At 68.7% G+C, this 14,309-nt stretch carries 8 protein-coding genes, 1 rRNA gene and 1 pseudogene; 4 read left to right on the top strand and 6 right to left on the bottom strand.

The genetic code is table 11. The features are described 5' to 3' along the window. Positions 1-113 precede the first annotated feature (113 nt). Positions 114-229 (top strand): 5S ribosomal RNA (rrf, locus tag LPB260_RS24150). Between the two features lie 74 nt (positions 230-303). Here rrf and LPB260_RS24155 read toward each other — a convergent pair. The 3 genes and pseudogenes from LPB260_RS24155 to imuA all read right to left on the bottom strand — a co-directional run bounded on the left by LPB260_RS24155 (position 304) and on the right by imuA (position 5,421). Beyond that, positions 304-3,406 (bottom strand): annotated as a pseudogene (locus LPB260_RS24155) (error-prone DNA polymerase). Next, positions 3,382-4,797: a DNA polymerase Y family protein gene (locus tag LPB260_RS24160; protein WP_208708380.1), complete on the bottom strand. Its 1,416-nt coding sequence runs from the start codon at positions 4,795-4,797 to the stop codon at positions 3,382-3,384. Before LPB260_RS24160 ends, LPB260_RS24155 begins: the two are co-directional and overlap by 25 nt. 6 nt (positions 4,798-4,803) lie before the next feature. After that, positions 4,804-5,421 carry a translesion DNA synthesis-associated protein ImuA gene (gene imuA / locus LPB260_RS24165; protein ID WP_208708381.1) on the bottom strand — a complete coding sequence of 206 codons (618 nt, stop codon included), beginning with the start codon at positions 5,419-5,421 and terminating at the stop codon, positions 4,804-4,806. A 314-nt stretch (positions 5,422-5,735) separates the two neighbouring features. Here imuA and LPB260_RS24170 point away from each other — a divergent pair, with 314 nt between their 5' ends. From LPB260_RS24170 to LPB260_RS24180, 3 genes are read left to right on the top strand one after another with little or no spacing between them, the layout of a single operon-like run. Beyond that, positions 5,736-6,395 (top strand): paraquat-inducible protein A, encoded by a 660-nt coding sequence (locus tag LPB260_RS24170; protein WP_208708382.1) that lies wholly within the window; start codon positions 5,736-5,738, stop codon positions 6,393-6,395. Continuing rightward, a complete protein-coding gene (locus LPB260_RS24175; protein WP_208708383.1) occupies positions 6,382-7,005 on the top strand; it encodes a paraquat-inducible protein A in 624 nt (207 codons plus the stop codon). Before LPB260_RS24170 ends, LPB260_RS24175 begins: the two co-directional genes overlap by 14 nt. Beyond that, positions 6,998-9,304, top strand: a complete 2,307-nt coding sequence (locus tag LPB260_RS24180) for a PqiB family protein (protein WP_208708384.1) — start codon at positions 6,998-7,000, stop codon at positions 9,302-9,304. The genes LPB260_RS24175 and LPB260_RS24180 overlap by 8 nt, the downstream gene beginning before the upstream one ends. A 50-nt stretch (positions 9,305-9,354) precedes the next feature. On the opposite strand, the gene mksF is transcribed toward LPB260_RS24180, so the two are convergent. The 3 genes from mksF to mksB form a co-directional block, all read right to left on the bottom strand. Then, positions 9,355-12,189: an Mks condensin complex protein MksF gene (mksF, locus tag LPB260_RS24185; protein WP_208708385.1), complete on the bottom strand. Its 2,835-nt coding sequence runs from the start codon at positions 12,187-12,189 to the stop codon at positions 9,355-9,357. Next, positions 12,186-12,890, bottom strand: coding sequence for an Mks condensin complex protein MksE (gene mksE / locus LPB260_RS24190; RefSeq protein ID WP_208708386.1), 705 nt, complete (start codon positions 12,888-12,890; stop codon positions 12,186-12,188). The genes mksF and mksE overlap by 4 nt, the downstream gene beginning before the upstream one ends. Positions 12,891-12,974: 84 nt before the next feature. After that, positions 12,975-14,216 (bottom strand): Mks condensin complex protein MksB, encoded by a 1,242-nt coding sequence (gene mksB, locus LPB260_RS24195; protein WP_208708387.1) that lies wholly within the window; start codon positions 14,214-14,216, stop codon positions 12,975-12,977. Positions 14,217-14,309: the final 93 nt, after the last annotated feature.

Genomic DNA, 14,309 nt, shown 5'->3' on the forward strand with positions numbered 1-14,309 from the left:
GTGCCAGACGGTTGAAGTCGACAACAAACCGAAAATTTGCCAGAACACGCAATACCAGACATCACATACCCAATTCGGGGAAGCGCCTTAACCGCGAATCCCCAGCTGAATTGCTTGACGACCATAGAGCGTTGGAACCACCTGATCCCATCCCGAACTCAGTAGTGAAACGATGCATCGCCGATGGTAGTGTGGGGTTTCCCCATGTGAGAGTAGGTCATCGTCAAGCACCTATCCCGAACCCCCGACCCGCGAAAGCAGGTCGGGGGTTTGTCTTTGCGCGCTGGAAAAATTTGCCGGGCTTCACTGGAAATCGCGGCTGCGTACCGCCAGCCCGGCCAGCAGCGGGGTCAGGTCCAGCAGGCGGCCGGCGATCACATGGCGGACGTTTGAGGCCTCTTCCAGATGGCCATCGACCTGCAGCAACTGCGCTTCCAGCAGCACGCGGCGCTGACGTTCTGCCAGATCGCGCCAGACCACCACATTGATCATGCCGTGTTCGTCCTCCAGGGTGACAAAGGTCACGCCGGCGGCGGTTTGCGGGCGCTGGCGACCGACCACCAGGCCGGCGACGCTGAGGGTGCGGCCATGGGCGATAGCCCGTAGCTCTCGCGAGCTGCGACAGCGCCTGCGCTCCAGCTCGCCGCGCAACAGCGACAGCGGATGGGGCCCCAGGGTGGTACCCAGCGTGGCGTAGTCGGCCTGCAGGTTTTCCCCCTGCGTGGGCTGAGGCAGGAGTACTGGCGCCTCGGCTTGAGCGGGCAGGTGGGCGAACAGGGGCGTCTGCTCCCCGATACCGGCGACTGACCAGCGAGCCCGGTGACGGTCGCCGGCCAGTCCCTGCAGGCAGCCGGCGTCGGCCAACTGGGCGAGGGCGCGGGAGTCGAGCACGGCGCGCCTGGCCAGGTCGTACGCATCCTCAAAGGGCGCTGCTGTTCTGGCCGCTTCGATACGCCGGCCAGCGGATTCGCGCAGGCCGCGTACCATGCGCAAGCCGAGGCGGATGGCCGCTTGGCCAGTGTCGGTCTCCAGGGTGCAATCCCAGTCGCTGCAACACACGTCCGCGGGGCGCGTCTCGATCCCGTGGCGGCGGGCATCCTGCAGCAGCTGGTCGGGGCTGTAGAAGCCCATCGGCCAGCTGTTGATCAGGGCGCAGGTGAAGGCCGCCGGTTCGTGGCACTTGAGCCAGCAACTGGCGTAGGTCAGCAGGGCGAAGCTGGCGGCATGGGACTCGGGGAAACCATAGCTGCCGAAGCCCTTGATCTGCTCGAAGATGCGCGCGGCGAATTCGCCGCTATAGCCGCGCGCGAGCATGCCCTGGGTCAGACGCTGGCGATGGGGCTCGAGGCCGCCATGGCGTTTCCAGGCGGCCATGGCGCGACGCAGCTGGTCAGCCTCGCCCGGACTGTAGCCGGCCGCGACTATTGCCAGCTCCATGACCTGTTCCTGGAACAGCGGCACGCCGAGGGTGCGCTCGAACACCTTGCGCAGTTCCTCCGAGGGATAGCTGACCGCCTCCTCGCCATTGCGCCGGCGCAGGTAGGGGTGGACCATGTCGCCCTGGATCGGCCCCGGGCGGACGATGGCGACTTCGATGACCAGATCGTAGAAGCACCTGGGCTTGAGTCGCGGCAACATGGCCATCTGCGCCCGCGACTCGATCTGGAACACGCCGATGGTGTCGGCGCGGCTGATCATCGCGTAGGTCTGCGGGTCTTCGGCCGGGATGCTGGCCAGGCTCAGGTCGCGGCCACGATAGCGGCGCAGCAGATCGAAGGTGCGGCGCAGGGCGCTGAGCATGCCCAGGGCGAGGATGTCGACCTTGAGCAGGCCGAGCATGTCCAGGTCATCCTTGTCCCACTGGATGATGGTGCGCTCGGCCATGGCTGCGTTCTCCACCGGTACCAGGCCATGCAGGGGCTGCTCGGAGATGACGAAACCGCCCGGATGCTGGGACAGGTGGCGGGGGAAGCCGATCAGCTCGGCACTGAGGGTCAGCACCCGGCGCAGCAGCGGACTGTCGGGATCGAAGCCGCCCTCCAGCAGCTGCTCGGCCGGCGGCAGTCGGTCGCTCCAGCGTCCGCAGCAGGCGGCCAGGGCGTTGAGCTGGTCAGGTGGCAGGCCGAGGGCCTTGCCGACATCGCGCACGGCGCCGGCTCCATGGTAGGTGCTGACCACGGCGGTGAGCGCGGCACGCTCGCGGCCATAGCGCTGGAACACATACTGCAGCATGCAGCACTTCTTCGCGGCGCTCGTGTTCGAAGTCGACGTCGATGTCCGGCGGCTCGTTGCGCTCCCGGGAGATGAAACGCTCGAACAGCATGTTCATCCGCGCCGGATCCAGCTCGGTGATGCCCAGGGCGTAGCACACCGCCGAGTTGGCCGCCGAACCGCGGCCCTGGCAGAGGATGTTCTGGCTGCGGGCGAAGCGCACGATGTCGTGCACCGTGAGGAAGTAGCTCTCGTAGCCCAGCTCGGCGATCAGCGCCAGTTCGCGCTCGATCAGCTGCCGGGCCTTCGGCGGAGCGCCCTGGGGCCAGCGCCAGGCCATGCCCTGCTCGGTTAGTTGGCGCAGCCAGGTGCTCGGCGTCTGGCCCTGGGGGACCAGTTCGCGCGGGTATTGGTAGTGCAGTTCGCTGAGGTCGAACCGACAGCGCCGGGCAATGCGCAGGGTCTCTTCCAGCAGTTGCGGGGGATAGAGCTCGGCCAGCGCCTGCGGGGCGCGCAGGTGGCGTTCGCCATTGGCGAACAGCCGCAAGCCGGCTTCGCCGACCGGCAGGTGCAGGCGGATCGCCGTCATGCAGTCCTGCAGGGCGCGGCGGCCACGGGCGTGCATGTGCACGTCGCCACTGGCGACCAGCGGCAATTCCAGCTCGGTGGCCAGGGCCTGCAGGTCAGCCAGGCGCTGGCTGTCGTCCGCGCCACGGTGCAGCTCCACCGCCAGCCACAGGCGCTCGGCGAATATGCCGCGCAGCCAATGGCCCTCGCTGGCATCGCCAGGCGAACCGGGCAACCAGAGCGCCAGCAGGCCCTCGGTTGGCTCGGCGAAGTCGTCGCGGAGCAGGCGGTAGTGACCCTTGGGCGCGCGCCGCCGGGCCTTGCTGATCAGCCGGCACAGGTGCTGGTAGCCGCCGAGGTTTTCCACCAGCAGGACAAACTTGGGCCCCTCCTCGATGCACAGTTCGCTGCCGACGATCAGCGGCACGCCGCTGTCCTTGGCCGCCTGCCAGGCGCGTACGATGCCGGCAAGGCTGCATTCGTCGGTGATGGCCAGGGCCCGGTAGCCCAGACGGGCGGCGCGGCTGAAGAGTTCGCCGGCACTGGAGGCGCCGCGCTGGAAGCTGAAGTTGGACAGGCAGTGCAGCTCGGCGTAGTCGACGCTCATGCGAACCACCCGTGCAGCCACAGCGGCCCCGCCGAGCCGACCGGGCGGAAGGCCCAGGCGCGCTGGCCCGAGCTGGTCTCGATCAGGTAATAGTCGCGGCGCTGGTCGTTGCCGTCCCACCAGCCGGACTCGATGCGTTCCGGGCCGGCGAGCAGGCGCGGGGCCGCGTCGTCCAGGGCCAGTGGCTCTGCGAGCAGCCAGCCGGGCCTGGGACCGGTCGCGCCGGGGACAGTCGTCGCGGCTGCGCTGTATGGCCGCCAGGCCTGTTCGGGGCGGTGATCGGCGTGCACGCCGAGGCCCTGCACCGCCGCGTCGCCCAGGCGCGCGCGCAGGCGTTCGCGCAGCTGCTCCCAGGCCAGCGTCTGTTGCGCACGTTCGTCGAACAGGTTGGCGTGCGCCGGGACGAAGTCCGGCAGGTCCCGGGCCTGCAGGCGCAGCGCCTCGACCGGGGCGGGTAGCTGCAGGCGCTCCAGGCGTTCGCGGGTCAGCTCGAACAACAGGGTTGCGTCGCGCTCGGCGCCGAGCAGTCCGACCGCCACCAGGCTGTCGGCGCGGGCCCGGTGTTCCAGGTGCAGGACGAAGCGCTGCACGCCGCTGTCGCGGCCGGCCAGGTAGGCGGCCAGATCGTGGATCAGGCGGCGCAGGGGAAACAGCAGGGCCTGGTGGGATTCGACATCGAAGTTCAGCTCGATACGCTCATCGAAGTGGTCCGGCGGGCTGTAGCAGTCCAATGCCAAGGGGCGCAGACCGAGCAGGGTGTCGAGGTGGCGCAGCATCTCGGCGGGGAAACGCCGGGCCAGGCCGTCGCGGGGCAGGTCCAGGACCTGGCGCAGGGTGCGCAGGCCCATGCGGGCCAGGGCGCTGGCTACCTCGCGGGGCAGGCCGAGGCGCTCGATCGGCAGTTGTTCCAGCTGCTGGCGCAACGCGGCCGCATCGGCGATTGCCAGGCCGTCATGGGCATTGGCCAGCACCCTGGCCGCGGCCGGGTTCGGCGCCAGGGTGATGCGGTGGCGAAAGCCCAGAGCCTGCAGTTCGGCGCGCAGGCGTGCCTCGAAGCGCGGCCAGGGGCCGAACAGGGCGAGGCTGGATTCGACCTCCATGAGCAGCGCGCGCGGGTAGTGCAGGCTGACCTGGGAGCTGAAGCGATAGGCCCAGGCCGCCAGGAAGCGCTGACAGCGCTCGATCTGCTGCGTGTCGTACTCGGCCGTGGCGAAGTCGCGGCTCAGGGCCTGGGCTGCGTTCAGCGACTGGCCGGGACGCAGGCCGAGGGCGCGAGCGGCCGGATTGACCGCCTGCAGCACGCGTCGCTGCGCCGGCCCGCTGAGCAGCACCAGAGGCGCGGCGGGATCGGCGCAGCGCCGCAGCACCGCATCCAGTGCCAGCTGCGGCAGCACTATGCAGGCCCAGCGCATGGCGGCTCACGCCCCGACGGCGAAGCACAGCGGCGCCGCCGGGGCCAGGCCGCCGCGACACTTGAGCACCCGGACCTGGCCCCGCCGGCCGTCCAGGGCCAGGCGCAGGGCGGCCGGCGACGGGTTGTGCGCCTCGCGCAGCGGGCGATAGGCGAACGCCAGGCTCTGGCCGCCTTCGGCGGCGACCTGCAGGCGCCGCAGGGCGCGGTCGTCGGCGCGCTCAGGCCAGCACAGCAGTGCCGCGCAACTGCCCGAGCGCAGGCATTGTTCGGCCGCCCACAGGGCATCGCGGCCGCTCGCCTGGATCACCTCGAGGCGGCGCAGGTCGAGTCCGGCGGCCTGCCAGGCCGGGGCGTAGGGCACGAAGGGCGGTGCGACCAGGATCACCCGTTCGGCTGCCCGGGTCAGGCGCGCCAGGGTCGGCCACAGCAGGTGCAGTTCGCCGAGGCCAGGTCCGGGCATGAGGATCTCGGAGAGCGCCGACTCCGGCCAGCCACCTGTGGGCAGGGCGGCATCCAGCGCGGCATGGCCGCTCGGCTGTCGGCCGGCCGTCCGCGCCGTCGGCCGGCCACGCCAGACCCGACGCTCGTCGAGCAAGCTGTCGAGGCTGATCACGGCGCTCATTGGCGTGGGCCTCGGCCGGCCCGGGTGAGGGCGCTGGAACAGGCTCGCGGTTCAATGACTGGTGTGTGGCGGGTAATGAGGCGCATGGGGAGGACTGCCGGAGGAGTTGTTGCCCCGGAGTGGGGCTTGCCGGTTAACTGTATATAAATACAGTAGTCTATCGGCGGGGTGACCGGCAAGCGCCCGGGCCTGGCAGCAGACGGGTGGACCAGGCCCGCTCGTCCTGGGCAACGCGCCCGCGACCGTCGCTTCGCTCTTCACCTGCTGGCGGTCGCGCTCGGCTAGAATAGGCGCACTTTTGCGAGAACCCGTTTATGTCCGATTCGGCCGACCTTCAGCCTTTGCCGGCGCTTGCCGTCGAGCAATTGATCGCCTGCCACGAATGCGACCTGCTGATGCGCAAGCCGGATACCGGCTATGACGAGCGGGTCGAGTGCCCGCGCTGCGGCTTCGAGTTGTATACCCATCGGCATCAGGTGGTGCGCCGCAGCCTGGCGCTGGTGATCACCGCCTTGTTGCTCTATGTGCCGGCCAACTTCCTCCCGATCATGCACCTCAACCTGCTTGGGCAGAGCAGCGAGGACACGGTGTGGAGCGGGGTGCTCGGGCTGTACGAGAGCGGCATGCAGGGTATCGCCGCGGTGGTGTTCCTCTGCAGCATGGCGGTGCCGCTGCTCAAGCTGCTGTGCCAGCTGGCGGTGCTGCTGAGCATCCGCCTGGACCTGGGGCGCAGCTACGGCCTGCTGCTGTACCGCATCTATCACCACCTGCGCGAGTGGGGCATGCTCGAGGTGTACCTGATGGGCATCCTGGTGGCCATGGTCAAGCTGGCCGACCTGGCCGAACTCAGCCTCGGCGTCGGGCTGTTCTGTTTCGTCGCGCTGCTGCTGATCCAGGCCTGGCTCGAGGTGAGCATGGCGCCGCACCAGATCTGGCAGGCGCTGTCGGGGGAGGACCTGCATGCGGGCGATTGATGCGGGGCTGCTGGTCTGCCACGAGTGCCACCTGCTCAACCCCGTGCAGGCCGGAGTCGCCCACCAGCACTGCGAGCGCTGCGGCGGCCTGCTGCACGCGCGGCGGCCGAACAGCCTGGCGCGCACCTGGGCGCTGCTGCTGACCGCGGCGATCCTCTATATCCCGGCCAACCTGCTGCCGATCATGACGGTCAACTCGCTGGGCAAGGGCCAGTCGGACACCATCATGTCCGGGGTGATCGAACTGGTCCATCTGGGCATGCTGCCGATCGCCGCGGTGGTGTTCATCGCCAGCATCCTGGTGCCGACCTTCAAACTGGTCGGCATCGCCCTGCTGCTGTATTCGGTGCAGCGCCATCAGCCCATGTCGCCGCGCCAGCGCATCTTCATGTTCCGCTTCATCGAGTGGATCGGCCGCTGGTCGATGCTCGACATCTTCGTCATCGCCATCCTGGTGGCGCTGGTCCGGTTCGGCAACCTGGCCAGCATCGAGCCGGGGATGGGCGCGGTGGCCTTCGCCAGCGTGGTGATCCTGACCATGCTCGCCGCCCTGACCTTTGACCCACGCCTGATCTGGGATAACACGGAGTCGCAACACGACCATGAATGATCTGCCTCTGGCCAAAACCCGCCCGGCCTCCAACTGGTCGGCCATCTGGGTGCTGCCCATCCTCGCCCTGCTGATCGGCGGCTGGCTGGGCTGGCGCGCCTACAGCCAGGCGGGGATCGAGATCGAGGTGTTCTTCGACAGTGGCGCCGGCATCCAGGCCGGCAAGACCGAGGTCATCTACAAGGGCATGCCGATCGGCAAGGTCAAGGCCCTGGCCCTGGACGACAGTGGCGAGCAGCGCGGGGTGATCGCCAGCATCGAAATGAACCAGGAACTGGACGAGCAGCTGCGCGAAAACACCCGCTTCTGGCTGGTCAAGCCCAGCGTCAGCCTGGCCGGGATCACCGGCCTGGAAACCCTGGTGTCGGGCAACTACATCGCCGTAAGCCCGGGCGACGGGGAGCCGGCGAGGAAATTCCAGGCGCTGCCCGAGGCGCCGCCCTTGGCGGATGACCAGCCCGGCCTGCATCTGACCCTGAAGGCCGAGCGCCTGGGTTCCCTGAGCCGTGACAGCCCGGTGTTCTACAAGCAGATCCAGGTCGGCCGGGTGAAGAGCTACGAACTGGCCAGCGACCAGAGCACCATCGAGGTGAAGATCTTCATCGAGCCGACCTACGCCAGCCTGGTGCGCAAGCACACGCGTTTCTGGAACGCCAGCGGCATCAGCATCAACGCGGGGTTGTCGGGCTTCAAGCTGCGCAGCGAGTCCCTGGCCAGCATCGTCGCCGGCGGTATCGCCTTCGCCACGCCGGAGCACCGCAAGGACAGCCCGCCGACCGACCCGGTCTTCCCCTTCCGCCTCTACGAGGACTTCGACGCGGCCCAGGCCGGCATCCGGGTGCAGGTCAAGTTCAGCGACTTCGAAGGCCTGGAGGCCGGGCGCACGCCGGTGCTGTACAACGGCATCCAGGCCGGCAGCCTGAAGAGCCTCAAGGTCAGCGACGACCTGGCCTCGGCCACTGCCGAGCTGACCCTCGATCCGCGCACCGAGGACTATCTGGTCGAGGGGGCCGAGTTCTGGGTGGTCAAGCCGTCCATCTCGCTGGCCGGCATCACCGGCCTGGAAGCCCTGGTCAAGGGCAACTACATCGCCGTGCGCCCCGGCGAGAAGGGCGCCCCGGCCAAGCGCGAGTTCGAGGCACGGCCCAAGGCGCCGCCGCTGGACCTGGCCGCGCCGGGCCTGCATCTGGTGCTGCTGAGCGACAGTCGCGGCTCCCTGGAGGTCGGTAATCCGATCCTCTATCGCCAGGTCAAGGTCGGCTCGGTGCAGAGCGTGCAGCTGGCCCGCAACGACCAAAAGGTGGCCTTCGGCGTGCACATCGAGCCGGAGTACGCCCACCTGGTCAACAGCAGCACGCGCTTCTGGAACGCCAGCGGTATCACCCTAAAGGGCGGCTTGTCCGGTATCGAGGTCAAGAGCGAGTCGCTGCAGACCCTGCTGGCCGGCGGCATCGCCTTCGAGACCCGCGACCCGCAGGCGCCGGTGGTGACCAAGCGGGTGCAGCGCTTCGCCCTGTACGACAGTCGCGACAGCGCGCTGCAGAACGGCGTGGCGATCAGCGTCCGCCTGGAACGTGGCGACGGCCTGGGGCCGGGCACGGCCATTCGCTACCGTGGCCTGGACGTCGGCAAGGTCGAGCGCATCGAGCTCAGTGACGACCTGCAGAGCGTCATGTTGCATGGGCGGATCACCCTGGCGGCCGAGCGCATCGCCCGCGCCGGCTCGCAGTTCTGGGTGGTCAAGCCGGAGCTGAGCCTGAGCCGGGTGACCAACCTCGACACCCTGGTCGGTGGCCAGTACCTGGAGGTGCTGCCGGCCGAGCGCGCTGGGCCCCAGCAGACCGCGTTCGTCGCCCTGGCGGCGCCGCCGAACCAGGCGCTGCGCGAAGCCGGGCTGCACCTGGTGCTCAGCGCCGCCAGCCGCAACTCGCTGAAGCCCGGCGAGCCGGTGACCTACCGCGAGGTGCCGGTGGGCAAGATAACCGGCGTCGAGCTGAGCCCCAGCGCCAACCGGGTGCTGGTCCACGTGCTGATCGAGCCGCGTTATGCGGTCCTGGTCCACGGCGGCAGCCGCTTCTGGGTCAGCAGCGGCATCGGCGTCGAGGCGAGCCTGTTCAAGGGGCTGAAGGTGCGCACCGAGTCCCTGGAGACCATCATCGCCGGTGGGGTGGCCTTCGCCACGCCGGAGGGCGAGGAGATGGGCGTGCGGGCCCTGCCGGGACAGACTTTCGCCCTGTTCGAGGAGGCCGAGGAGCACTGGCTGCGCTGGGCGCCGAAGATCGACCTGGCGCCGCAGTGAGGCGATGAAAAAGGGCCGCATCTGCGGCCCTTTTCATTGAGGCGGAAGGATCAGGCCGGTTCGGCACTGGCTTCTTCGTGGACGGCCTCGGTCTTGGCCGGTTCACGGGGGCGGATAAATTTCCAGTCGGCCTCGTCGATGTAGATGCCGGCCGGGCCGCTGCCGCCCTCCAGGTCGATGGCCACGTGGGCCGAGACCTGCGGTTTGACCGAGGCGAGGATGGGCACGAAGCCCAGCTGCAGGCTGGTCTCGATCAGCGCCTGCTGGTTGCGCTCGTCGATATCGGCCGCCTCGTCCAGGTAGTAGGGCAGGCGCACGCGTCCGGCCTGCTCGCGGTCCATCAGGTGCAGCAGCAGGTACATGTTGGTCAGCGCCTTGATGGTCATGGTGGTGCCGTTGGACGCCGCCCCGTCGATGTCGGTGTGGATCACCGGTTGGCCGCCGACCTTGGTGATCTCGAACGCCAGCTCGAACAGGTCTTTGAGGCCCAGCTGGTTCTGGTTGGCCGCCACCAGGCGCGCCAGGTACTCCTTGGCCTGCTCGTTCCTGGCGTCCTGCTCGCTGCTCTGCTGCAGGTCGAACACCGACAGGGTCTCGCCTTCCTCGTACTGGCCGGCGCTGTGGATGATCTGGTCGATGTGCTTGAGCGCCTCCTTGTTCGGCGCCAGGACGATGCGGAAGCTCGCCAGGTTGGAGACCTGGCGCTTGTTGATCTCGCGGTTGAACAGCGCCAGCTGGTGTTCCAGGTTGTCGTAGTCGCTGCGGATATTGCGCAGGGTGCGGGCGATATCGGTGACCGCGGCGCGGCGGGCCTTGGCCAGGGTCAGGGCCTCGTCCTGGCGATGGGCGTAGGCGTTGACCAGCAGCTGCAGGCGGCGCTCGACATCGTCCTCGCTGTCGAACTTGGCCACGCCCTTGAGGCGCACCTGGGCATACAGCGCCTCGATCTGCCCGTCCACGCGCTGCAGGCCCTGCCAGGCGTCCTGGTAGTCGTTGAGCAGCGGCAGCAGGTTGTCCAGGCTGTCGTCCACCGGGTCGGTGAAGGGCGTGCCGAACGGCAGGTCGGCCGGCAGCAGCTGGCGGCGGCGCAGGGCGTCGTCCAGGGTGCGCTGCATGGCTTCCAGGTCGGCCAGCTGGCGGCCGACCAGCTGCAACTTGGCCGACAGCTGCTGCACGCGCTCGGCGAAGGCGTCGCTGGTACGGCGCAGTTCGTCCTGGGCGGCCTCCAGCTGCGCCAGTTGCTCCAGCTTGCCGGCTTCTTCGACGGCCAGGGTCTGGCTGCGGCGGTAATCCTCCAGGGCCTTCTGCGCATCCAGCACGGCCTGGTACAGCGCCTCGGCCTGGGTCTTGCTCGCGGCGCGGTCGGCGGCCACCGCCTGCTGGGTCTTGAGCTGCTTGAGCTCTCGCTCCAGGCGGTCCTTCTGGTCGCGCAGGGCGGCGCGGTCGGCCAACGCCTGCAGGGCCGGCGGCTCGATATGGGACAGGTCGATGGACAGGCCCGGGGCCTCGAAGCGCTCGCCCTTGAAGCCATCGAGCACCGCTTCCAGGGATTTGACCCAGGCCTCGCCGTCGTCCAGGGCGATGCCCTTCTCGCCCAGCGGCAGGCTGAACAGCTGGCCGTTGAACAGGCGCATCAGGCGATCGACGTCGGCCTGGCTGAACTCCTCGCGCAGCCTGGCGTAGCTGTTGTTGTCGGCGTGGTCGAGCTGCTGCCTGACCGACTTGAGGCGCTTTTCCAGGTCGCGCAGGCGCTCGTCGAGGTCTTCACTGGAGAACTGCCGCGACTGCGCCAAGGCGCCGGCCAGCTCGTCGTGGGCGTCCTTGGCCGCCAGCAGCTGGGCCTCCAGCACCTGGGCATTGTCGATCAGGGCGAAACGGTTCTTCAGCACGGACAGCTCGCCGAGCCAGCGCTGGATCTCGCTGATCGCCCGCTCCAGGCGCATCAGCTCGGCGGTGCCGCCACGCTGTTCCTGCTGCAGGCCATCCTGCTCGCGCTGGTAGTGCTCGGCCTGGATCACCAGTTCCTCGCGGCGGGCGCCGGCATAGTCCTGCCAGGTGCCGAGCAGCGAGTCGAGCAGCGGCGACAGGCGGTGCAGCTTGCCGCGCAGCTGCTCGCGCTGGGCCACGCCGGCGGCCAGGGCCTCGATCAGCGGGCCGGCGCCGACCAGGGCCTGGTAGTCCTGCTCCATGCGCCGCACGTCGCGGAAGGCCTCCTCGGTGGCGGCGATGTAGTCGACGCTGCCCGAGCGCAGGCTGTGCTCGAAGGCGTCGAGGAACAGCTGCTTGAGCTTGGCCGCGGTAATTTCCCGCATATGCAGCAGGTTGATAAACAGCGCGCGGAAGGTCTTCAGGCTCTGCTCGCTGGTCGAGCGCAGCGGGATCAGGGTCAGGTCCAGGGGGATCGAGGTGTGGCCGCCGACCAGCAGGCGGCGCAGTTCGTCCGGCTTGAGCTCGAAGGCCTTGATGCCGGCCCGCTCGAGGTTGTTGAACAGTTCGCGCTGGCGCAGGCAGGTGCCGTTGTTCTGGTAGTGCTCCAGGTCCAGCTCGCCCTGGTAGGCGAAGAACTGGTGGCCGAAGCCGCCGCCGGGGCCGCGCCCGGCCACGCCGATGACGTGGGGTCCGTGGGGCAGGGCGACCTCGACGAGGATGTAGCTGGTGTCGCTGGCGAAGTAGAACCTGCGCGACTGCTCCAGGCTGTACTTGCCGAAGCTCATGTCCGACATGCGCGCCAGGATCGGGAACTGCAGGGCGTTGATCGAGGCGGACTTGCCCAGGTTGTTGGCGCCATACACCGACAGCGGGTTCTCCAGGGGGAACAGGCCGAGGCTGTAGCCGGCGGTATTCAGCAGGGCGAAGCGGCGAATGCCGTAGCGTTCCTGGCTCATGCGAGGGTCTCCTGCAGGGCGCGTTCTTCGGCCAGGGCGCGGGCCAGGGCCTGTTCTTCGGATTCGTCGGATTCATCGGCGCCGTCGTCGAGGGCGATCAGCGCCTCGCCGCTGTCGTCGTCGATCAGCACCGGCGCCGGCAGGGGCAGGTCGTTGCTGTGCAGGCTGGCGGCCAGGTCGCGGTCGTGCTGTACCGCCAGGCAGACATCGAGGAAGCGGTGCATCGGCGCGAGGAAGCGGTACACGCCGTTGCTGTCCGCGGCGAAACCGAGCTGGGTCAGGCGGCGGATGACCTTGTCCTCCAGCTCATCCTGGGTGGTGACCTCGGCCTGGAGGAACAGGTCGCGGTACTTGTCCAGCAGCGCCGGCAGCTCGTCGCGGCCGATGCTGCCGCCGTCCAGCACGCTGAGCGGGTCGCGGCCCTGGTCGGCCAGGTGCTCGACCAGGATGAAGGTGAACAGCGCCAGGCGCTGGGCGGTCTTGTTGACCTGGGCGCCCATCTGCTCGGGGACGAAGTAGTAGAAACCGCGCGGGTCGCATACCAGCTCGAAGCCGAGGGCCTTGAACAGCGCGCGGTACTGGTCCTGCTGGCTGGACAGCTGGGCGTAGCACTCCGGCTCGCTGCGCGACAGGTGGTAGCCCTTGAACAGCTCGCGGAAGATCGGCGCCAGCTGGGTGAGTTCTTTCAGGTCGATATTCATAGGTGATGCTCACAGGCAATCGTAGGGTGCGCCGTGCGCACCTTGTCGTCGGTGGCGGTGCGCACGGCGCACCCTACGGGCAGTTTAGGCATTGGGGCGGCCCACCAGTGCGTAGGAGCTCAGGCTCAGCTGATGCTCGTGGGTCAGGTAGTCGCGGCGCTCCAGGCGTTCGCGCTGGAAGCGGGCGTCGCGGGACAGGCGCGAGAACCAGTAGAGCAGCTCGTCGGTGGCGCCTTCGGGCTCCTGGTCGAGCAGCCAGAGCATCAGGTCCGGCAGCGGCAGGGCCTGCTCGCAGCGTTCGAGCATCTCGCGGGCGGTGCGCGGCGCCTTGGGGCCGACCTGCTTGCGCGTGCCGCTGGCCTTGGGGAAGTGGCTGGGCTTGGGCTCGAAGCGGGCCAGGGCATAGACATAGGCCTCGACCTGGGACGCGCTGCCGAGGAAGGTGCTCTGCGGCCGGCTGAACAGCGGCAGGGCGGCCTGGGGCACGGCGTCCAGGCCCTTCTTGCGGATCACCGACAGGGCCAGGGCGGCGCCACGGGTCACCGCGTTGTGCCGGCGTGCCTCCTCGCGCAGCGGCAGCAGCAGTTCGCGGGCGCGGCGCAGGGTCAGCTGGGCGGTGGTCTGCATTTCCAGGATGCGCGCGTGGGTGCGCAGCAGCAGGTCGTCGTCGACCAGCTGGCCGAGGCGCTGCTGCTCACCGAGCAGGCGCAGCAGCACGTGCTCGACGCGGTACACGCCCTGCTCGAAGGCACCGTCGGCGGCGACCAGCTGGATCATCGGCTCGACGTACTCGTCCCAGGTGGCCAGCACCTCGGCGTAGCGTTGGCGCAGCGGAATCTGCCGGTCGCTGGTCTTGGCCCGCTCGGCCACGGCGACCAGCGCCTGTTCGTCGTTGGCCAGCTTCTTCAGTACGTCGCGCACGCGCATGTCGAGCAGGCGCAGCTGGCGCGCCAGGTCGGCGGCGTCGCGCACCTCGAAGGCATCCTTGATATAGCCGGCCAGGCGCTCGAGGTGGCGCAGGTAGGCCTCGATCTCCAGGCACAAACCCAAACGGTGTTCACGCCGCAGGTAGGCGAGGAAGTCGTGGATCTGCGCGTTGAGCTCGAAGCGATTGGGGCTCTTGGCCACCGGCACCAGGATGTCCAGGCGGATCCACTGGTCGAGCAGGGCGGTGATGTCCACCGGCGTGCTGTCCGGAAGTTGCGCATTGAGCTGGTTGCGCAGCTCGACCAGGCTCAGAGTGCCGGCATCGAAGCGCTCGCACAGCGGTTCGAGCAGGGTCCAGTGTTCGGCGAGGGCGCGCAGTACGCGCTTGGGGTCGATCATCGCAGGGCCGGTCGCTCAGTCGGAAAAAACGCCGATTGTACTGCATCGCATGGCCCGTGCCGGAACCCCTGCCGATCGGAGGCGTTGCTCCGC

It is taken from the genome of Pseudomonas sp. LPB0260 (genome assembly GCF_013388395.1).